Consider the following 20165-nt stretch of genomic DNA (forward strand, 5'->3'; position numbering starts at 1 on the left):
GTGGGTGTCACGCCTGTGGGCCCGCTCTCTGCGCGGACGCGTCACCCTCGTCGCCACGGCGGTCGCCGCCCTGGTGCTCACGCCCGTGGCCGTCGGCAGCGTGATCATCGCCAGGGCGCTGGTGGCCGACGCCGTGTGGTCCGACACCCGCGACAGCGCGGGCCGCACCGTCACCGAGGTCCGCACCGGCGCGCTCAGGCCCGGGGCGACGGTGCCGGCGCCGGACCCGTCCATCGACCTCATCCAGGTCGTCGCCCCCGACGGGACCGTCGTGGCGGCCAGCGACGCCGCCCGCAACCGGCCGCCGATCAGCGGCGTGCGCCCGCCGCCCGACGCGGGCGCCATCGACACGACGAGCTGCCGCTCCGGCGAGTGCCTGCACCTGACGGCCATGCGGGTCTCCCACGACCCCGGCGCGGCCGTCGTCTACGCCGGCCGCCGCACCCCGTCGGTGCTGGCCACCCGGACGCTGGAGGTCACCGTGGCCGCCCAGCTCGGCGCGCTGGTCGCGCTCGCCTCCTGGGCCACCTGGGCCGTCACCGGCTGGGCGCTGCGCCCGGTGGCGGCGATGCGGGCCGAGCTGGACGAGGTCAACGTCGGCGACCTGAGCAGCAGGGTGACGCAGCCGCGCGGCGAGGACGAGGTGGCGCAGCTCGCCCGGGCCGTCAACGGCACCCTGGCCCGGCTGGAGCGCTCGGCGCTGCAGCAGCGGCAGTTCGCCTCCGACGCCTCCCACGAGCTGCGCACCCCCATCGCCGGGCTGCGCGCCCAGCTCGAGAGCGCCGAGCTCTACCCGGAGGAGACCGACGTGCAGGCGCTGGTCAAGAGCTGCCTGCGCGACACCGACCGGCTGGAGGCCATCATCACCGACCTGCTCCTGCTGGCCAGGATCGGCTCCCGCGTCGACGTCGCCAAGGAGCGCACCGACCTGGCCGAACTGGTCCGCCAGGAGCTCGCCACCCGCAAGGACAAGATCCCGGTACGGGCCGAGCTGGAGGAGGGCGTCGCCGTCCAGGGCGTGCGCCTGCAACTGGTCAGGGTGCTGACGAACCTGCTGGACAACGCCCAGCGGCACGCCGAGAGCCGGGTGCGCGTCACGGTCTCGCGGGAGAACGGCCAGGCGGTGCTGGCCGTGGAGAACGACGGCGCGCAGATCGCCGAGGAGGACCGCGAGCGCATCTTCGAGCGCTTCACCCGCCTGGACGCCGCCCGCAGCCGCGACGCCGGCGGCACCGGCCTCGGCCTGGCCATCGCCCGCGACGTGGCCATGGCGCACAGCGGCGAGATCCGGGTCGAGGACCACCCCGACGGAGCCCGTTTCGTGCTCCGGCTGCCCGCCGTCTGAGGCACACGGAAAGTTCAGGACGGGGACGCTGCCAGTTCAATCGGTCCCTCTAGCTTCTGGGTGCAACCCGTAAGCATGGAGGAGTCACGTTGCGAGTCCTGGCCGTAGTTCCCGCCCGCGGAGGTTCGGCGGGCGTACCCCTGAAGAACCTCGCGCCGGTCGGCGGGGTCCCGCTGGTGGCCCGCGCGGTGCGCGCCTGCCTGCGGGCCGAGCTCGTGGACGAGGTCGTGGTGTCCACCGACCATGCCGGGATCGCGGAGGCCGCCCGCCGGGCCGGCGCGCGCGTCGTCGACCGGCCCGAGGAGCTGAGCGGCGCGACCGCCTCCAGCGAGTCGGCGGTGCTGCACGCGCTCGACACGCTCGGCGAGGACCCCGAGGTGGTCGTGCTCGTCCAGTGCACCAGCGCGTTCATCGACCCCGAGGACCTGTCGGCCGCGGTGCGGCGGGTCCTCGACGGCGAGGCCGACTCCGTCGTGTCGGGGCTGCCGACGCACGAGTTCCTGTGGACCGGCAACGGTTCGGGCATCAACCACGACCCGGCCGTGCGCCGCCGCCGCCAGGACCTGGAGCCGCAGTACCGCGAGAACGGCGCCTTCTACGCGATGCGCACCGAGGGGCTGCGCGAGCACGGGCACCGCTTCTTCGGCGCGATCGCCGTCCAGCCGGTGCCGCCGCAGCACGCGATCGAGGTCGACAACCCCGAGGACCTGGAGCTCGTCCGGGCGCTCGCGCCGTTCGTCGACGCGCCCGAGCCGATCGACGTCGACGCCGTCATCACCGACTTCGACGGCGTGCACACCGACGACCGCGCCTACGTCGACTCCGACGGGCGCGAGATGGTGCTGGTCAGCCGCTCCGACGGGATGGGCGTGTCGCTGCTGCGCCGCGCCGGGGTCAAGGTGCTCGTCATGTCGACCGAGCACAACCCGGTGGTGGCCGCGCGGGCGCGCAAGCTCGGCGTGCCGGTGCTGCAGGGCCTGGCCGACAAGCGCACGGTGCTGCGCGACTGGCTGGCGATCGAGGGGCTCGACCCGGCCCGCGTCGCCTACGTCGGCAACGACGTCAACGACCTGGGCCCGATGGCCGAGGTGGGCTGGCCGGTCGCGGTGCCGGACGCGCACCCGCGCGTGCGCGCCGCCGCCCGCGTCGTGCTCACCAAGGTCGGCGGCGACGGCGCGGTGCGCGAGCTGTGCGACCGGGTGGTGGCCGCCCGGCCGGAGCCCGAGCCCGCCCCCTCCCCCGCGCCCCGCCGCACGTTCGGCCCGGTCGCGATCGGCGACGTGCTGGTCGGCGACGGCGAGCCGGTGTACGTGATCGGCGAGATCGGCATCAACCACAACGGCGACCTGGACGTGGCCCGCCGCCTCATCGACGTGGCCGCCGACGCCGGCTGCCAGGCGGTCAAGTTCCAGAAGCGCACCCCGGCGATCTGCGTGCCCGAGGAGCAGAAAGGGCAGATCAGGCAGACTCCGTGGGGCGAGATGACGTACCTGGAGTACAAGGAGCGCACCGAGTTCGGCCGCGACGAGTACCGGCAGATCGCCAAGTACTGCGACGAGCGGGGCCTGCACTGGTTCGCCTCCCCGTGGGACGTGCCGTCGGTGGAGTTCCTGGAGGAGATGGACGTCCTGGTGCACAAGGTGGCCTCGGCCGGCGTCGCCGACCACGAGCTGCTGCGCGCCCTGGCCGCCACCGGCAAGCCCGTCATCCTGTCGACCGGCATGTCCACCCTCCAGGAGATCGACCGGGCCGTGGAGATCCTCGGCACCGACCGGCTGATCATGATGCACGCCACCTCCACCTACCCGCTGCCGCCGGAGGAGGCCAACCTGCGCACGATCACCACGCTCAAGGAGCGCTACGGCGTGCCGGTCGGCTACTCGGGGCACGAGCGCGGCCTGCAGATCTCGCTGGCCGCGGTCACGCTCGGCGCGGTCTGCGTGGAGCGCCACATCACGCTCGACCGCACCATGTGGGGCTCCGACCACGCCGCCTCCCTGGAGCCGGCCGGGCTGGAGCACCTGGTGCGCGACATCCGCGTCATCGAGCAGGCCCTGGGCGACGGCGTCAAGCGCGTCTTCCCCGGCGAGGAGGCCCCCAAGGCCCGGCTGCGCCGCGTCACCGTCTGACCCTTCTGGCCCGTACGGCCGCGCGGGCCGTACCTGGAGACCGCATTGATCACACTCTCGGTCGTCGTGCCGATCCGCGACGGCGAGCGCTTCATCGCCGACGCGCTCGCCTCGCTGTGCCGCAACGCCCGGCGCGACTTCGAGTTCATCGTGGTCGACGACGGGTCGGTGGACGCCACCGGCGCGATCGTCGACGACTTCCGCGCCGACCTGCCCGGCCTGTCCGTGATCCGCAACCCGGCTCCGCTCGGGCTCGCGGACGCGCGCAACGCCGGGCTGTCGGCCGCCTCCGGCCGGTACGTCACGTTCATGGACGGCGACGACTGGCTGGCCCCCGGCTACCTGGCACGGCTCGTCGAGGCCATCGAGGGGCTCGGCTGCGACTTCGTGCGCGCCGACCACGTCCAGGTGGAGGGCCGCAAGCGGGTCGTGCACCGCGCCCCGCTGGCGCGGCGCGGCGCGGTGCTCGACCCTCGCGACGCGATCCTGCCCGCCGGGGTGCGCACCATGGTGGACTACCCGTACGCGTGGGCGGGCGTCTACCGCCGCTCGCTGCGCGACCTGCTGCACTTCCCCGGATCGCTGCACACGGCCGAGGACCGGCCGTGGATCTGGCGGCTGCACCGGGAGGCGGCGACGTTCGCCGTGGTGTCGCTGGCCGGGGTGTTCTACCGGCGGCAGGTGGCCGGATCGCTCACCCAGGTCGGCGACGAGCGGCAACTGCACTTCTTCGACGCCTTCGAACTGGTGTTCAAGGACCTGGAGGAGGAGTTCCTGCCCAAGGCGGTGCGGAACTTCTGCGCCCTGCTCGCCCACCATCTGGAGATCGCCGACCGGTTCACCCCCGCGCTGCGGGCCCGCTTCGAGGAGCGCGGCGCGCAGCTCGCCGGCTCGCTGCCGGTCGAGCTGGTGGCCGAGGCCGCCTCCGGCATGTCCGCCTCGCGCGAGGCCACGCTGCGGACCCTGCTGCCCGGCCTGCCCGCCGGTTCCCGCCATCGCCGCGATCGGGAGGACCCATGACCACGGTGTTCTACGCCTCGACCCTGTTCGGCGCGATGTCGCTGGCGGCGGCGATCGACGACGGCCGGTTCGGCGGCGGGCGCGCCGTCCTGCTGGTGTCGTCGAACGGCGCCGTGCCGGAAGCGGCCACCCCGCTCGACGCCACGCCCGGCTTCGCCGCGCTGCGCTCCCGCTTCGACGAGGTGCACTCGTGGAACGAGCTGATCGCGCCGCTGCACCCGTCGGACTGGCGGGCCCGGGTGATCGAGGTGCCCATGCTGGAGCGGCTCATCGGCGCCCAGCTCGGGCTGGAGCGGGTCGACGAGCTGGTGCTGGAGTCGATCGCGGTGCCGCCGGCCCGCACGATCGCCGGGCTGGTGCGCGACTGCCCCATCACCGTCTACTCCGACGGGCTGATGAGCTACGGCCCGACCCGCGACCCGCTGCCCGCCGAGATCTTCCGCCGCGTCACCCGGCTGCTCCACCTGGACCTGGTGCCCGGTCTGGAGCCGCTGCTGCTCAGCGAGTACGGCGTGCCCGCCGAGACGCTGCCGCAGGAGGCGTTCCTGGCGGTGGTGAGGGAGGTGGCGGCGACGGCGCCGGACATGATGGCGGCCGGGGCGCTGATCCTCGGCCAGTACCTGTCGGCGCTGGACATCGTCACCCCGCAGGAGGAGGCGGAGCTGCACGAGGCGATGCTGCGGGGCCTGGCGGCGCGCGGCCACACCACGGTCGCGTTCAAGCCGCACCCGGCGGCGGGCCGCCGGCACGCCCAGCTCCTGCGGGCCGCCGCCGAGCCGCTCGGCGTGCGGCTGATCGTGGCCGGGGAGAGCGTGCCGGCCGAGGTGTGCTTCGCCGCGCTGCGGCCGGAGCTGGTCGTCGGCTGCTTCTCCACCGCGCTGATGACCGCGCGGCGCTACTTCAGCCTGCCGGTGGCCACGTACGGCACCGGCCTGGTGCTGGAGCGGCTGGCCCCGTACGAGAACAGCAACCGGATCCCGGCGACGATCGCCGACGCGCTGCTGCCCCGGCTGTCGGCCGACGGGAGCGTGGAAGCGCCGCCCCGGCTGGACGTGACCGCGCTGGTGCGCGCGGTGGGCTACTGCATGCAGGCCGACGCCTACCCGGAGCTGCGGCCGGAGACGCTGGAGTTCGATCCGCGCTACTTCAAGAGGAAGCGGCTGGAGAGCCTCGGCCTGGCCGAGCGGCCCAGCGCGATGGGCCGCTTCCGCAGGAAGCTGTCTCAGGTGAGAGCCTTCAGGTAGCGGCGCACCCGCCGCTCGGCCCGCCGGCCCGCGCGCAGCATGTTCGGCGGCACCTCGACCCGCAGCCGGGCGCGGCGGCGGGCCGCGGCGTGCTCCGGCCCGTCGAGCAGCGACCTGGCCGGCACCCTCGGTCTCGCGACGACCAGCCCGGTCAGCAGGCCCGTCCAGTCGTCGCGCCCGGCCGGGTGGAAGTAGTTGGCGGCCGTCCAGCGCGGCTCGGCCCGCCGGAAGTCGCCGCGCGCCAGGTCGTCCAGGGTGCCGAGCAGGCCGCTGCCCTCGAACACCAGGTTGATCATCTCGGCGTTCACGCCGAAGTCGCTGAGCACGATGAGCGGCACGTCCTGCGCGATCGCCTCCAGCGCGGCCGTCGAGCTGACGGTGACGAACCCGGCCGCGTGCGCCAGGTGCTCGCGCATCGAGCCCGCCTCGAACCGCAGCCGGCCCGGCTCGCCCAGCTCCCGCCAGAGCCGCTGGTAGTGGTGGCGCTCACGGTGCGTCTGCTGCTCGTCCTCCAGGGCGCGCAGCTTCACCACCACGTCCAGGTCGGGCCGCGCCGCGGCCAGCTCGGCCAGCCCGCGCAGCACCCGCTCACGCTCCTCGCGGGCGCGCGGCACCTTGGCCTGGGTGGCGAACACCACCCGGTCGCCGCCGCCGCGCCCGGGGGCCGGACGCAGGAACGGCAGCCTGGCCAGCCCGACCGCCCCTCCCCCGCCCAGCCGGGCGGCCACGGCGGCGAACTCGGCCACCTCCCGCTCGCTGTGCACCACGAACAGGTCGCAGCCGCTGCGGTAGATCCACGCCTTGTCCGTGGCCGGCACCGAGATGCCCGGCAGCCCGGTGACGAACACCGGCCGGGGCCGCAGCCCGTCGAGCACGCCCGAGACGAGCACGTCCACCACCGGCCCGGTGCACGCCACGAGGATCGCGTCCGGCCTGGACCGTTCCGCCAGCCGGCGCACCGCCCTGGCCGTCAGCACCGGCGGCGCGGGCAGCTCGCCCACCGCCGCGGCGATCTGGTCGGCCGACGGCGCGATCGGCGTGCGCACCACGACAAGGTCGCTCGCGCAGCCCGCCGGCAGGTCGCCGAGCAGGCAGGCCGCCCATTTCAGATACGAGTCGGAGTCGGCTATCGCCAGCACCCTCACCCGGTCACTCCTGTCACTTCCGTCAGATGCGAGCGCAGAGCGGGGGCCGCTCTGCTGGTCCACCAGTCGTCGGGCACCTCGACGGGCTCCACCGCCACCCCGCGCGGGCTCAGCAGCACGCGCAGCGAGGAGATCGCGGTGGACGGCAGGCTGAGCACCCGCTGCCCCGGGTCGAGGCCGCGCAGCCGCAGCTCGGCGGGCAGCCCGGCCTCGTGCACGGTGATGCCGGGACGCTCCCGGATCAGCGCCACGTCCACCGGGTCCTCGCGGCGGTGCGGGTAGTAGGCGAGCGGCTCGCGCGCGGCCAGCTCGGTCAGCCAGGTCAGGTAGCGGTCGCGGCGCACCAGCCCGTTGCGCACCAGCGAGGTGCCGAGCACCACGGTGCGCTCCGCCGGGCCGGGGTCGCTCGGCGGCTGGCCGCGCAGCCAGGCGAAGTCGTGGCGCACCAGGTCGACGCCCGCCTCGGTGACCGCCTTGTCCAGCTCGCGGGAGACCGGCAGCGCGGTGAACACCGTCACCCGGCCGGCGCGCAGCCTGAGGGCCGCGGCCAGCCCGAGCGCCGTGCGCAGCAGCCCGGGGTGCGCGCGCGCCCGCAGCAGGGGCCGGTACGGGCCCGCCGCCAGCAGCTCCAGCAGCCGGATCGTGGCCAGCCCGTCGTCGACCACGACGACGCGGCCCGGATGGGCCGTCAGCCAGCGCAGCTGCACCTTGCCGGAGAACGCGTCACCGACGGCCGACGGCCGGCGCGGCATGCGCTCGCGCGGCTCGGCCAGCTCCAGGCCGCCGGGCAGCGGCAGGCGGCGCAGCTCGCGCCGCGTCACCCGCAGCGCGCGCAGCCCCGCGCGCGGCACGACCTCGGCCGACGGCCCCAGCAGCCCGGCATGGTGGGCCTCGACGGCGCACAGCATCTGGAGCGGCGACTCCACCCAGGCCGACGCCCGTTTGACCACTGATGTTCTCCCAGCCAGGTGATGGCCCGTTCACGACCGCTTCAAGCTAGCCCGGGCGGCTTAAGCCGCTCGGAACGGCACGTGAACAATGGAGGGTATGAACTCGCTACGGCTATACAGAGACGGCGTGGAGATCCCGCAGCTGGGGCTCGGCGTCTGGCAGGTGCCCGACGACGAGGCGGAGCAGGCGGTCACGACCGCGCTCGCATGCGGCTACCGCCACATCGACACCGCCAAGCTCTACCGCAACGAGGCCGGTGTGGGGCGGGCGGTGCGCGCCTCCGGCATCCCGCGGGAGAAGCTGTTCATCACCACGAAGCTGTGGAACAACGACCACGACCGCGCCGAGCAGGCCTTCGAGGAGAGCCTGGGCAGGCTCGGCCTCGACTACGTCGACCTCTACCTGATCCACTGGCCGGCGCAGCGGCAGGACAAGTACGTCCAGGCGTGGCGCGCGCTGGAGAAGGTCTACCGCGACGGCCGGGCCAAGGCCATCGGCGTGTCCAACTTCACCGTCGAGACGCTGCAGCGGCTGCTCGACGAGGCCGACGTGCCGCCGTGCATCAACCAGATCGAGCTGCACCCGTACTTCCAGCAGCGCGAGCTGCGCGAGTTCCACGACAAGAACGGCATCCTCACGCAGGCCTGGAGCCCGCTCGGGCAGGGCAAGGGGCTGCTGTCGGAGCCCGCGCTGGCGGTGCTGGCCGACAAGCACGGCCGCACGCCCGCGCAGATCGTGCTGCGCTGGCACATCCAGCTCGGCAACATCGTCATCCCCAAGTCCGTCACGCCGTCGCGGATCAAGGAGAACATCGCGGTCTTCGACTTCACGCTCGACCAGGAGGACATGGCCGCCATCGGCGCCCTGAACGCGGGCCGCCGGCTGGGCCCGGACCCGGACGTGTTCCCGTGAGGTGAAACCGGGCAGGTTTCGCGTCCGCGGATGAATCAGTACGATCTTCCGCGTGCGAGATCTAGCGTGGGGCATCGCGGCGACGGGCGGCATCGCCAGGACCGTGGGGGCGGTCATCGCGGCGGAGCCGGGCATGCGGGTGGCCGCCGTCGGCTCCCGCGACCTGGGCCGGGCCAAGGCGCTGGCGGCGACGCTGGGCGCCGAGTCCGCCTACGGCTCCTACGCCGAGCTGTGCGCCGACCCGGCCGTCGACGCCGTCTACGTGGCGACCCCGCACGCCCAGCACCTGGAGGTGGCCGAGGCCGCGATCGCGGCGGGCAAGGCGGTGCTGTGCGAGAAGCCGCTGGCGGCGAGCCTGGCCGACGCCGAGCGCATGGTCCGCCTGGCCCGCGAGGCCGGGGTCTTCCTGATGGAGGCCATGTGGATGCGGTTCAACCCGCTGGTGCGCATGCTCAAGGACGACCCGCGCTTCGGCGAGATCCGCTCGGTGCGGGCCTCGTTCGGGTTCGCGCTGCCGTACGATCCCGCGCACCGGCTGTGGGCGCCCGAGCTGGGCGGGGGCGCGCTGCTCGACCTGGGCATCTATCCCCTGGGGCTGGCCCAGCTCTTCCTCGGCATGCCCGAGTCCATGCACCTGACGGGCGCGCTGGCGCCCAACGGGGTCGACGCGGAGGCGGGCGGGGTGCTCGTCTACCCGGGCGGCCGGCGGGCGCTGGTCGACACCTCGCTGCTCGCGCACTTCCCCAACTCGGCCAGCATCGTGGGCACCGGGATGCGCGCCGACCTGGACGCGCCGTTCTGGGCGCCCCGGCGGGTGGTGCTCAGCGGGCCGTCGATGGAGACCGAGGAGCACGAGCTCGACCCGGCCGACAACGGCTACGCCGGGGAGCTGCGCGAGGTGCGGGACGCGCTCGCCGAGAACCGGACCGAGAGCGCGATCATGCCCCTTGACGAATCCCTTGCCATGATGGGGCTCCTGGCCGACGCGCGCGGGCAACTCGCCTAGCTGCGACTTTATCGACTTGTAATGCCTTGGCGGATGTATTACCTTATGGCGCATTCGCGGCTTACGTCCGGTTTGTCCGGTCGTTGCCAACCATCGCACGACACTCACAGGATCGTCCTGTGACCGCTGAATCCGCCTTGCGCGGAACCGGGGACCCATGTCCTTTGGGGTGAATCGGCACCTTGTGTGCCGTAGGGCAGCTTCCACGCCCGAACCCGTCAGCTAACCCGGTAAGCGGCATGGAAGCAAGGAGTAATCCCCTCGATGGCGAAGCACCGTCTTACCCGTGCCCCGAAGAAGCTTCACCCCCGCGCCGGCGCCTCCCTCCGCGCCACCCTCGGCGCAACCGTCCTGGCCGCCGGACTCGGCGCCGGGATGACCACCGCACTCCCCGCCCAGGCCGCCGAGCCCGGCCACCAGGTCGAGACCCAGACCATGTCCGAGTCCACGCAGACCAGGGCCGGCGCCAACCAGGTCAACGTCACCGCCTCCCAGGTCCTGGCCCTGGCCAAGGCCCAGGTCGGCACCTCCGAGAACGCCTACGGCGGCGGCACCAAGTTCCAGCAGTGGTACGCCAGCTCCAAGCGCGCCCTCGAGACCGTCGCCCGCGACGGCGGCAACCCCAGCGCCTACCTGAACGCCCCCTGGTGCTCCATGTTCGTCTCCTGGGTCGGCGAGCAGACCGGCGCCCGCCCGCAGGTCGGCTGGGACGCCTACACCGTGACCCACGCCAAGTGGTTCGCCGCCAACGACCGCTGGGGCACCGAGGCCAAGCCCGGCGCCGTCGTCTTCTTCGCCTGGAACGGCAGCAAGAGCATCAGCGCCATCCAGCACGTCGGCTTCGTCGTCAAGGACAACGGCGACGGCACGATCTCCACGATCGAGGGCAACACCGGCAACGGCAAGGTCGAGGAGCGCGTCCGGCCCAAGTCCCAGGTCGTCGGCTACGGCTACCCCTCGTACGCCGCCTGACCCTCCCCCTGGCGAAGCGCGCGCCCCTCCCCCGGGCGCGCGCTTCCGCGTTTCCTCCCCTCCCCGTGTCGATCCGGCCCCCTCCGGGACGACGCACAGGTGTGGCAGGCTCGCCGGGAGCCCGCTTCACCGCCTGGACGAGGAGAACGCACCGTGAAATTCCTGATCGTCGGCAAGGCCAGCGAGGAGACCGAGGCCGGCGCCCTGCCGAGCCAGGAGCTCGTCGACAACATGACGGCCTTCAACGAGTCGCTCGTGAAAGCCGGCGTCCTGCTGGCCGCCGAAGGGCTCCACCCCAGCTCGCGCGGCGCCCGGATCGCCTACAGCGGCGGCAAGGCCCGCGTCATCGACGGGCCGTTCGCCGAGGCCAAGGAGCTCATCGCCGGCTTCTGGCTGATCCAGGTCAAGTCGCGGGAGGAGGCGCTCGAATGGGCCCTGCGCGTCCCCGTCCCGCCCGGCCACGACGGCATCGGCCTGGACGTCTGGCAGGTCTTCGACCCCTCGGACATGCCCGAGACCTCCCTGACCCCCGAAACCGCCCAACGCCACGCCACCCTCCGCGCCACCCTCGACTCCCCACCTGAGCCCTGACCGTCCGAGAGCGGCGCCCCAGTGGGAGGCGGCGCGCTGCGGCGGCCCCTCCCGGAAGGCCGCGCCCCCGCCGGGCAGGCGGGAAGCCCCAGGTGGCGGCAACCCCGGAAGGGTGACTCCCGGAAGCGGCGCCCCCTCCCCGAAGGCCGCACCCCGCCGGGCAGGCGGAAGCCCCAGGATGGCGGCAACCCCGGGAGGGGGCGGGCCCCCGGAAGGGGCGCCTCGGGCAGTCCGGCCCTCTGGTGGCCCCGCCGGGGCGGCCCCACCCCACCGGCGACCCCCGGCGGAGCGGCCCCGACCGCACCGGCGGCCCACGCCCCGGACGGCCCAACCCACCGGCCCCCAGGCAATCCGGCCCTCTGGCGGCCTCCGCCGAGGCGGCCCCACCCCACCGGCGGCCCACGCCCCGGACGGCCCACCCCCACCGGTCCCCCGGGCCCGCCCCCTCAGTTGGGCCCGGCCCCAGGGGCGCGGCCCCAACGGCGGCGCGCACCCCGGATGGCCCGGCCCCATCGGCGGTCCGGACCCATCCCCTCCGGTGCCCCGGTCCGGGGGCGCGGCCCCACCGGCCGCCCGGACCCCGGACGGTCCGACCCCGCTGGTGGGCTGGGCGGCGTCGGTGGGTTGTGGGCCGCGTTGCGCGGCGCAGCCGCCGCCTCATGGGAAGCCGCCGCCTCAGGGAGGCGTGCCCCCACGAAGCGGCGGGGCCGCGTGGTGGGAGGGGTGCGTCCCACGGGAGGGCGCTCGGGTTGCGAGGGGGTGGGCGGGGCTGTTGTCATGGGCGGGTGACAGCGTCGGAGACTCATCGGGCCATTGAGGCGGTGTGGCGCATCGAGGCGGCCCGGGTGATCGCCGGGCTGGCCGGGATGGTGCGTGACGTCGGCCTCGCGGAGGAGCTGGCGCAGGACGCGCTGGTGGCGGCGCTGGAGCAGTGGCCGCGGGAGGGGGTGCCGCGCAATCCGGGCGCCTGGCTGATGACCGTGGGCAAGCGCCGGGCGGTGGACATGATCCGGCGGCGGGAGCGGTTCGAGCGCAAGCTGGTCGAGCTGGGCCGGGAGCTGGACGACGAGACGGAGCTGCCGGGCGTCGAGGAGATCGAGGACGACCTGCTGCGGCTGGTTTTCACGGCGTGCCATCCGGTGCTGTCGACGGAGGCGCGGGTGGCGCTGACGTTGCGGGTGCTGGGCGGGTTGTCGACGGACGAGATCGCGCGGGCGTTCCTGGTGCCGGAGTCGACGATGGCGCAGCGGGTGGTGCGAGCCAAGCGGACGCTGGCGGAGCGCGGGGTGCCGTTCGAGGTGCCGGAGGGCGCGGAGCTGGCGGATCGGCTGTCGTCGGTGCTGGAGGTCATCTACCTGATCTTCAACGAGGGCTATTCGGCGACGGCGGGTGACGACTGGATGCGGCCGGGGCTGTGCGAGGACGCGCTTCGGCTGGGGCGGGTGCTGGCCGGGCTGATGCCGAAGGAGGCGGAGGTCCACGGGCTGGTGGCGCTGATGGAGATCCAGGCGTCGCGGGCGGCGGCGCGGGTGGGGCCGTCGGGCGAGCCGGTGCTGCTGCTGGAGCAGAACCGGGCGCGCTGGGACCGGCTGCTCATCGGCCGCGGCCTAGCGGCGCTGGCGCGGGCCGAGGAACTGAGCGGGGACCGGGGCGGGAACCTGGGCGAGGCTGTGGGTGGGGCTCCGGGCGAGGCTGTGGGCGGGGCCGCGGGCGGGGGGATGGGGCCGTACACGTTGCAGGCGGCGATCGCCGCCTGTCACGCGCGCGCGCTGACGGCGGAGGAGACCGACTGGGCGCGGATCGCGGCGCTGTACGAGGAGCTGGCGCGCCTGTCGCGCTCGCCGGTGGTGGAGCTGAACCGGGCGGTGGCGCTGGCGATGGCGTACGGCCCGGCGGTGGGGCTGGAGCTGGTGGACCAGATCGCCGGGGAGCCCGCGATGCGCGGCTACCATCTGCTGCCGAGCGTGCGCGGGGATCTGCTGTTCCGGCTGGGCCGGCTGGCGGAGGCGCGGGCGGAGTTCGTGCGGGCGGCGGGGCTGACGCGCAACGGGCGGGAGCGGCGGCTGCTGGAGGAGCGCGCCCTGGCCTGCGGCTGATCCCCACCGCCGCCGGGGTGGGCTGCCCGGAGTGGTGTGGAATAGGTGCGCATGAGATGGGAGCGCTCCCAAAGGGCTATATGAGCCCTTTAAGGTGAAAAATCCGCTTCTAGTGCCCTGAAACACCCCAGAGGTAACGGTTGAGTTTCGGGACGTTGACGTCCGCACGCCATACGGGCACTCTTTGTGGGAGCGCTCCCAAAGACCTTCCTCTCGCGGCTCACCCCGCGATGCACCTCCCACGATCCACACCCAAAAGGGGTACGGAATGACGAACCACAAGCGCTTTGCTGTTTCCGGTGTCATGGTCGCGGCGCTGGCCGTCGCGACGGCCGCGTGTGGCGGCGGCGGCACGACGACGCCGGCCGGGGCCGGTGAGACGACGGCGGCGGCAGAGCCTGTCACGATCAATGTGCACACCTTCGGCGGTGGCGAGAACTTCGGTTACGACGCCGCCGTCGAGAAGTGGAACGCCGAGCACCCGAACATCCAGATCAAGTACACGAACCTGACCGACCGGTTCGAGGACGTCTACCTGCCGCAGCTGCTGCAGCGCCTGCAGGCGGGCAGCGGCGCCGGCGACATCGTCGGCATCGACGAGGGCGCGATGGGCCTGATGGCCGCCCGGCCGCAGTTCTTTACCGACCTGGGCGAGCACGGGCTGCAGGACCGCAAGGCCGACTTCCCGGCGGCCAAGTGGGAGGCGGGCATCAACGCCGACGGCAAGCTGTTCGCGCTCGGCACCGACATCGGCGGCATGACCATGTGCTACCGCAAGGACCTGTTCGAGAAGGCGGGGCTGCCGACCGACCGCGAGGAGGTCGCCAAGCTCTGGCCGACCTGGGACGCGTACCTGGAGGCCGGCAAGAAGTTCCAGGCCGCCAACAAGGACGCCAAGTGGATGGACGGCCCGAACACCATCTACAACGTGATCCTTTCGCAGGAGGCGCCGAAGAACGGCAACGTCTCCTACTTCGACAAGAGCAACCAGCTCGTGCTGGAGACGAACCCGGCGGTCAAGACGTCCTTCGACTGGGTGCAGAAGTTCAGCCAGCAGGGCCTGACGGCCAAGCTGCAGGCGTTCAGCCCGCCGTGGAACAAGGCCATCAAGGGCGGCGACTTCGCCACCATGGGCTGCCCGTCGTGGATGCTCGGTGTGATCTCCGGCGCGGCCGGTGACGAGAACAAGGGAAACTGGGACGTCGCGGCCGTGCCGGGCGGGTCGGGCAACTGGGGCGGCTCCTGGCTGGCCATCCCCAAGCAGACCAAGCACCCGAAGGAAGCCGCGCAGGTGCTCAACTACCTGACGGGCAAGGAGGGCCACGTGGCGGCCTTCAAGGAGGCGGGCGCGTTCCCGAGCTCCATCCCGGCCCAGCAGGACCCTGAGGTGGCGGGCCTGAAGAACGAGTACTTCAACGACGTGCCGACGGGCGAGATCTTCGCGGCCTCGGTCAAGGACCTGCAGCCGGTGTTCCTCGGCGAGAAGCACGCCCAGGTCAAGACCTCGGTGGAGAAGGTGCTCGAGGGCATGGACCAGGGCGCCATCGGCTACGACGAGGCCTGGACCAAGTTCGTCGAAGCGGGCGTCAAGGCAGCCGGCTGACGGCTCGCCTGAAGGAAACGGGTGGCGTCCTCCCCCGCGGCGGACGCCACCTCACTCCCGCACCGGCTCGAAAGGCCCTTCATGACTCTCCAACTCGCGCCGCCGCGGCACGCGTCCGGCAGGCGGGCGGCGCCCAGGCGGCGTCTGGCCCGCTTCGACATCAAGGGGATGCCGTATCTCCTGGTGTCCCCTTACTTCCTGCTCTTCGCCGTCTTCGGGATCTTCCCCCTGGTCTACACGCTCTGGCTGTCGCTGCACGACGCCGAGCTGGCCGGGGACCGGACCTTCGCCGGCCTCGGCAACTACGCCGAGCTGATCGCCGACGCCGAGTTCTGGAACGCGGTGTTCAACACGGTCGGCATGTTCGTGCTGGCCACCGTCCCGCAGCTGATCCTGTCGCTGGTGCTGGCCAACGCGCTGAACAAGAGGCTGCGCGGCCGGCTGCTGCTGCGCCTCGGCGTGCTGCTGCCGATGATCACCTCGGTGGTCGCGGTGGCCGTCATCTTCAGCCAGCTCTACAGCCGTGACTACGGCCTGTTCAACTGGGCCCTCGGCCTGGTGGGCATCGAGCCGATCGCCTGGCAGAACGAGAAGTGGTCGTCCTGGATCGCCATCGCCACGATGGTCGACTGGCGCTGGACCGGCTACAACGCGATCATCCTGCTCGCCGCGATGCAGACGATCCCCAAGGACCTGTACGAGGCCGCCGCCATCGACGGCGCGTCGGCCCGGCGGCAGTTCTGGCAGATCACGCTGCCGATGCTGCGCCCGACGATCGTGTTCGTGGTCTTCATCTCCACCATCGGCGGCCTGACGCTGTTCACCGAGCCGGTGACGTTCGAGGGCGAGCAGATGATGACCGGCGGCACCACAGGCCAGTACCAGACGGTGGCGATGTTCATCGTGGAGCAGGCCTTCCGGGGCAGCTTCGAGATCGGCTACGCCTCCGCGGCGGCCTGGCTGCTGTTCGTGCTGATCCTCATCGGCACGATGATCAACTACTTCTTCACTCGCCGCATCGGGGGTGCGCGATGACCGCCGGACAACCGACCGGCCGCCTGTGGGAAGCGGGGGCTCTCACCAAGGTCGTGCTGGCCGTGGCCCTGCTGCTGTCCGCCTTCCCCATCTACTACATGTTCATCATGGCGACGCGGACGAACGACGACGCCCTCGACGTGCCGCCGCCGCTCCTGCCCGGCGGGCACCTGGGCGAGAACGTCGAACGCCTGCTCACCACCGAGGACGCGTACTTCATCACCGGCCTGGTCAACTCGGCGATCGTGGCCACGACCGTCACGGTGTCGGTGGTGCTCATCTCGACGCTGGCCGGGTTCGCCTTCTCCAAGCTGCGCTTCCGCGGCTCGAAGGTGCTGCTCGGCGTGATCCTGGTGACGATGATGGTGCCGCTGCAGCAGATGGGCATCGTCCCGCTCTACGAGCTCATGGTGACGCTCGGCTGGACCGGCAAGCTCCAGGCGGTGATCCTGCCGTTCCTGGTGAACGGGTTCGGCGTGTTCATGATGACGCAGTACGCCTCCCAGGCGGTGCCCGACGAGCTGGTCGAGGCGGCCCGGGTCGACGGGGCGTCCACGATGGGCATCTACCGCAAGGTCATCCTGCCGGCGCTGCGGCCGGGCATGGCGGTGCTCGCGCTGCTGGTCTTCATGCAGACGTGGAACGAGTTCATGTGGCCGCTCATCGTGCTGCTGCCGGAGAACCCGGTGGTGCAGACCTCGATCGCGGCGCTCAACCAGGCGCACGGCACCGACTACGTGATGCTGTTCGCCGGCACCGCGGCCTCGGTCCTCCCTCTCTTCGTGGTTTTCGTGCTGTTCGGCCGGCAGATCGTCGGCGGCCTGATGGAAGGTGCGGTCAAGGCGTGACGACTCAGGAGGAGCAGACCCGCTCCGAGCTGCGATTCCCCACCGGGTTCGCGTGGGGTGCGGCCACCTCTGCCTACCAGATCGAGGGCGCGGTGACGGCCGACGGCCGCGGCGTCTCCATCTGGGACACGTTCACCAGAACGCCGGGCAGGGTGGTCGGCGGCCAGCACGCGGACGTGGCCATCGACCATTACCACCGTTACCGCGACGACGTGCGGATCATGGCGGACCTGGGGCTGAGCTCCTACAGGTTCTCCGTGTCGTGGCCGCGCGTCCAGCCGTACGGTTCGGGACCCGTCAACCACAAGGGTCTCGACTTCTACAAGCGACTGACGGACGAGCTCCGCTCGCACGGCATCGATCCCTGGCTGACGCTCTACCACTGGGACCTGCCTCAGGCCCTGGAGGACAAGGGCGGCTGGCCGGAGCGCGACACCGCGCTGCGCTTCGCCGAGTACGCGGCGGCGGTGCACGACGCGCTGAAGGATCACGTGCACACGTGGAGCACCGTCAACGAGCCGTGGTGCGCGGCCTTCCTGGGTTACGCCTCGGGCGAGCACGCTCCGGGACGCCGCGAGCCCGAGAACGCGATCCGGGCCGCGCACCACCTCAACCTCGCCCATGGACTAGGGGTCCAGGCCATGGGCGCCAGGCGGGTGGGGGGTTGCGTCAACCTGTACGCGATCACCCCGGCCACGGCCAGTGAGGCTGACCAGGACGCCGCCCGCCGCATCGACGGGCTGCAGAACCGGTTCTTCCTCGACGCGCTGCTGACGGGCCGCTATCCCCAGGACGTCCTGGACGACCTGGGGATGGACCTGTCCTTCATCGAGGACGGCGACCTCAAGACCATCAACGCGCCGATCGACGTGCTGCTGGTCAACTACTACAGCCGCTTCACCGTCTCCGGTGAGGCCGGCGGGAAGGCGTCGGCCTCGGCCGCGCCGACCGAGACGGGCTCGCCGTGGATCGGCAGCGAGCACGTGTCGTTCGTCAACGGCGGCCGGCCCGTCACCTCGATGGGCTGGGAGATCGACGAGGACGGCCTGGTCGAGGTGCTGCAGCGGGTGGCTCGCGACTATCCGCCGGTCCCGCTGGTGGTCTCGGAGAACGGCGCGGCCTTCGACGACGTGCTGGAGGACGGCCGGGTGCGCGACACCGAGCGCCGTGACTACATCGAGGCGCACCTGCGCGCCTGCCGCACGGCGATCGACTCCGGCGTGCCGCTCGAGGGCTACTTCGCCTGGTCGCTGATGGACAACTTCGAGTGGGCCTGGGGGTACGGCAAGCGGTTCGGGCTGGTCCGCGTCGACTACGAGACGCAGCAGCGGGTGCTGAAGGACAGCGCGATCTGGTATGCCGAGATCATCCGGCAGAATAGGGCCCATGAACCGACCGACTCTTGAGGCAGTCGCAGCTCGGGCCGGCGTCGGCCGGGGCACCGTGTCGAGAGTCATCAACGGCTCACCCAACGTCAGCGAGAAGGCCCGCGAGGCGGTCCAGCAGGCCATCCAGGAGCTGGGTTACGTGCCCAACCGGGCGGCCCGCGCGCTGGTGACGCGGCGCACCGACACGGTGGCCCTGGTGGTGTCGGAGTCGGAGTTCCGGGTGTTCGACGAGCCCTACTTCGCCGGCACCATCCGGGGCATCGGCTCGGCGCTGACCGAGACGGGGCTGCAGCTCATCCTGGCGATGGCCCGCTCGCGGCAGGAGCACGCCCGGCTGGAGCACTACCTGACCGGCCAGCACGTCGACGGCGTGCTGCTGCTGTCGCTGCACGGCGACGACCCGCTGCCGGGCCGGCTGGAGGCGATGGGCGTGCCGACCGTGCTGGGCGGCCGGCCGGTCGGTCCGGCGACCCCCTACAGCTACGTCGACATGGACAACAGGGCGGGGGCCCGGCAGGCGGTCAAGCACCTGCTGGGCCTCGGCCGCGCCCGGATCGCCACCATCGCCGGGCCGCAGGACATGGGCGTGGGCGTCGACCGTCTGTCGGGCTACCGCGACGCGGTGCTGCCGACGGGCCTGCCGGAGCTGGTGGCCTACGGCGACTTCTCCGAGGAGAGCGGCGAGTCGGCCATGGCCGAGCTGCTGGCCGCCCACCCCGACGTCGACGCGGTGTTCGCCGCCTCCGACCCGATGGCGCTGGGCGCGATGCGGGTGCTCAAGGCGGCGGGCCGGGCGATCCCGGAGGACGTGGCGGTGATCGGGTTCGACGACTCCAAGGCCGCGCTGCACGCCGACCCGCCGCTGACCACCGTGCACCAGCCGATGGAGGCGATGGGCCGGCAGATGGCGCTGCTGCTGGTGGCCCGCATCAACGGCGAGGAGCTGCGCCAGCCGGTCGTCATCCTCGACACTCACCTGGTGCGCCGCGAATCCGCCTGACCTGCCGATATCATTTCCGAAACCGTTTACACCAGTCGAGAGGACGTCTGTCGTGCCTCAGCTTGTCGGCGGGGGCTACACCGCTCAGGTGAGCCGCCGCGGAGCCGCGCTCAGGACACTCAGGCACGGCGAGCGCGACCTGGTCACCTCCTGGCCCGAGGGCGGGCCGGTGCCCTACTTCGCGGGCACGATCCTGGCGCCGTGGCCCAACCGGGTGGGCGGCGCCCGCTACACCTTCGAGGGCCGCACGCACGAGCTGGCGGTGACCGAGCCGGAGCGCGGCCACGCCATCCACGGGCTGGTGGCGCGTGACGACTGGGAGATCGCCGAGGCGGGCGGCTCCCGGGTGCGGCTCACGTACCGGATCGACGGCGCGCCCGGCTATCCGTTCACGCTGGAGCTGGCGGTGACGCACGAGCTGGGCGAGCGGGGGCTGACCACGACGGTGCTGGCCCGCAACGCGGGCGAGCACGACGCGCCCTACGGGTGCGGGCCGCACCCGTGGCTGCTCGGCGACGAGCTGGAGGTGCCGGCGGCCAAGGTGCTGCTGCCCGACGACGCGCTGCTCCCCCGCGAGCTGGCGGACGTCTCCGGCACCCCGTACGACTTCACGCGCGTCCGGGCGGTGGACGGCGCGGTGGTCGACCACGCGTTCACCGGCCTGGCGCGGGGCGAGGTGCGGGTCGGCGGGGTGCGGCTGACGTGGGACCCGGCGGTGCTGCCGTGGGTGCAGGTGTGCACCAGCCGTCAGCTCGGCTACGAGGGCGTGGCGGTGGAGCCGATGACGTGCCCGCCCGACGCGTTCAACTCGGGCACCGACCTGGTGGTGCTGAAGCCGGGCGGCGAGCACGAGGCGCGCTGGACGATCGGCGCCGCCTGA

17 protein-coding genes and 1 riboswitch are annotated in these 20165 nt (G+C 72.5%); of the genes, 15 read left to right on the top strand and 2 right to left on the bottom strand.

Going from position 1 to position 20165, the window contains the following annotated elements; all coding sequences use genetic code 11:
• Positions 1–4 precede the first annotated feature (4 nt).
• From ACWDXC_RS22210 to ACWDXC_RS22225, 4 genes are all read left to right on the top strand, one after another.
• Positions 5–1345, top strand: coding sequence for a HAMP domain-containing sensor histidine kinase (locus ACWDXC_RS22210; RefSeq protein WP_449984869.1), 1341 nt, complete (start codon positions 5–7; stop codon positions 1343–1345).
• An 89-nt stretch (positions 1346–1434) separates the two neighbouring features.
• A complete protein-coding gene (locus ACWDXC_RS22215; RefSeq protein ID WP_219509419.1) occupies positions 1435–3474 on the top strand; it encodes an N-acetylneuraminate synthase family protein in 2040 nt (679 codons plus the stop codon).
• Between the two features lie 45 nt (positions 3475–3519).
• Entirely contained in the window at positions 3520–4494 is a 975-nt protein-coding gene (locus ACWDXC_RS22220) for a glycosyltransferase family 2 protein (protein ID WP_449984871.1), read from the top strand.
• A complete protein-coding gene (locus ACWDXC_RS22225; protein WP_449984874.1) occupies positions 4491–5738 on the top strand; it encodes an alpha-2,8-polysialyltransferase family protein in 1248 nt (415 codons plus the stop codon). Before ACWDXC_RS22220 ends, ACWDXC_RS22225 begins: the two co-directional genes overlap by 4 nt.
• Here ACWDXC_RS22225 and ACWDXC_RS22230 read toward each other — a convergent pair.
• Together ACWDXC_RS22230 and ACWDXC_RS22235 are read right to left on the bottom strand one after the other, a co-directional pair.
• A complete protein-coding gene (locus tag ACWDXC_RS22230; protein WP_449984877.1) occupies positions 5717–6883 on the bottom strand; it encodes a DUF6716 putative glycosyltransferase in 1167 nt (388 codons plus the stop codon). The two genes, ACWDXC_RS22225 and ACWDXC_RS22230, sit on opposite strands and share 22 nt — an antisense overlap.
• A complete protein-coding gene (locus ACWDXC_RS22235) occupies positions 6880–7833 on the bottom strand; it encodes a hypothetical protein (RefSeq protein WP_449984879.1) in 954 nt (317 codons plus the stop codon). The genes ACWDXC_RS22230 and ACWDXC_RS22235 overlap by 4 nt, the downstream gene beginning before the upstream one ends.
• A gap of 97 nt (positions 7834–7930) precedes the next feature.
• Here ACWDXC_RS22235 and ACWDXC_RS22240 point away from each other — a divergent pair, with 97 nt between their 5' ends.
• From ACWDXC_RS22240 to ACWDXC_RS22290, 11 genes are all read left to right on the top strand, one after another.
• The gene (locus tag ACWDXC_RS22240) at positions 7931–8746 is read left to right on the top strand and encodes an aldo/keto reductase (RefSeq protein WP_449984882.1); all 816 of its coding nucleotides are present in this window, start codon (positions 7931–7933) and stop codon (positions 8744–8746) included.
• Positions 8747–8798: 52 nt separating this feature from the next.
• A complete protein-coding gene (locus tag ACWDXC_RS22245) occupies positions 8799–9752 on the top strand; it encodes a Gfo/Idh/MocA family protein (protein WP_449984884.1) in 954 nt (317 codons plus the stop codon).
• A gap of 114 nt (positions 9753–9866) precedes the next feature.
• Positions 9867–10004, top strand: a riboswitch (cyclic di-AMP (ydaO/yuaA leader).
• Positions 10005–10016: 12 nt separating this feature from the next.
• On the top strand, positions 10017–10724 hold the full coding sequence (locus tag ACWDXC_RS22250) for a CHAP domain-containing protein (protein WP_449984886.1): 708 nt from the start codon (positions 10017–10019) through the stop codon (positions 10722–10724).
• A gap of 153 nt (positions 10725–10877) precedes the next feature.
• Positions 10878–11315: a YciI family protein gene (locus tag ACWDXC_RS22255; RefSeq protein WP_364181933.1), complete on the top strand. Its 438-nt coding sequence runs from the start codon at positions 10878–10880 to the stop codon at positions 11313–11315.
• A 785-nt stretch (positions 11316–12100) separates the two neighbouring features.
• Positions 12101–13411 carry an RNA polymerase sigma factor gene (locus ACWDXC_RS22260; RefSeq protein WP_449984889.1) on the top strand — a complete coding sequence of 437 codons (1311 nt, stop codon included), beginning with the start codon at positions 12101–12103 and terminating at the stop codon, positions 13409–13411.
• A 268-nt stretch (positions 13412–13679) separates the two neighbouring features.
• Positions 13680–15014, top strand: coding sequence for an ABC transporter substrate-binding protein (locus ACWDXC_RS22265; RefSeq protein WP_449984892.1), 1335 nt, complete (start codon positions 13680–13682; stop codon positions 15012–15014).
• Positions 15015–15095: 81 nt separating this feature from the next.
• Entirely contained in the window at positions 15096–16049 is a 954-nt protein-coding gene (locus tag ACWDXC_RS22270) for a carbohydrate ABC transporter permease (protein WP_364181942.1), read from the top strand.
• Positions 16046–16897 carry a carbohydrate ABC transporter permease gene (locus ACWDXC_RS22275; RefSeq protein ID WP_219509408.1) on the top strand — a complete coding sequence of 284 codons (852 nt, stop codon included), beginning with the start codon at positions 16046–16048 and terminating at the stop codon, positions 16895–16897. The genes ACWDXC_RS22270 and ACWDXC_RS22275 overlap by 4 nt, the downstream gene beginning before the upstream one ends.
• The gene (locus ACWDXC_RS22280; RefSeq protein ID WP_219509407.1) at positions 16894–18303 is read left to right on the top strand and encodes a GH1 family beta-glucosidase; all 1410 of its coding nucleotides are present in this window, start codon (positions 16894–16896) and stop codon (positions 18301–18303) included. The genes ACWDXC_RS22275 and ACWDXC_RS22280 overlap by 4 nt, the downstream gene beginning before the upstream one ends.
• A complete protein-coding gene (locus ACWDXC_RS22285; protein ID WP_357590598.1) occupies positions 18284–19285 on the top strand; it encodes a LacI family DNA-binding transcriptional regulator in 1002 nt (333 codons plus the stop codon). Before ACWDXC_RS22280 ends, ACWDXC_RS22285 begins: the two co-directional genes overlap by 20 nt.
• Before the next feature lie 52 nt (positions 19286–19337).
• Positions 19338–20165 (top strand): aldose 1-epimerase family protein, encoded by an 828-nt coding sequence (locus tag ACWDXC_RS22290; protein WP_219509405.1) that lies wholly within the window; start codon positions 19338–19340, stop codon positions 20163–20165.

The organism is Nonomuraea sp. NPDC003214 (assembly GCF_053590035.1).

Bases quoted from the DNA above. Each gene is read 5' to 3' on its own strand.
- ACWDXC_RS22270 (WP_364181942.1), top strand. From the start codon at position 15,096: ATGACTCTCCAACTCGCGCCGCCGCGGCACGCGTCCGGCAGGCGGGCG.
- ACWDXC_RS22275 (WP_219509408.1), top strand. From the start codon at position 16,046: ATGACCGCCGGACAACCGACCGGCCGCCTGTGGGAAGCGGGGGCTCTC.
- ACWDXC_RS22225 (WP_449984874.1), top strand. From the start codon at position 4,491: ATGACCACGGTGTTCTACGCCTCGACCCTGTTCGGCGCGATGTCGCTG.
- ACWDXC_RS22240 (WP_449984882.1), top strand. From the start codon at position 7,931: ATGAACTCGCTACGGCTATACAGAGACGGCGTGGAGATCCCGCAGCTG.
- ACWDXC_RS22285 (WP_357590598.1), top strand. From the start codon at position 18,284: ATGAACCGACCGACTCTTGAGGCAGTCGCAGCTCGGGCCGGCGTCGGC.
- ACWDXC_RS22250 (WP_449984886.1), top strand. From the start codon at position 10,017: ATGGCGAAGCACCGTCTTACCCGTGCCCCGAAGAAGCTTCACCCCCGC.
- ACWDXC_RS22265 (WP_449984892.1), top strand. From the start codon at position 13,680: ATGACGAACCACAAGCGCTTTGCTGTTTCCGGTGTCATGGTCGCGGCG.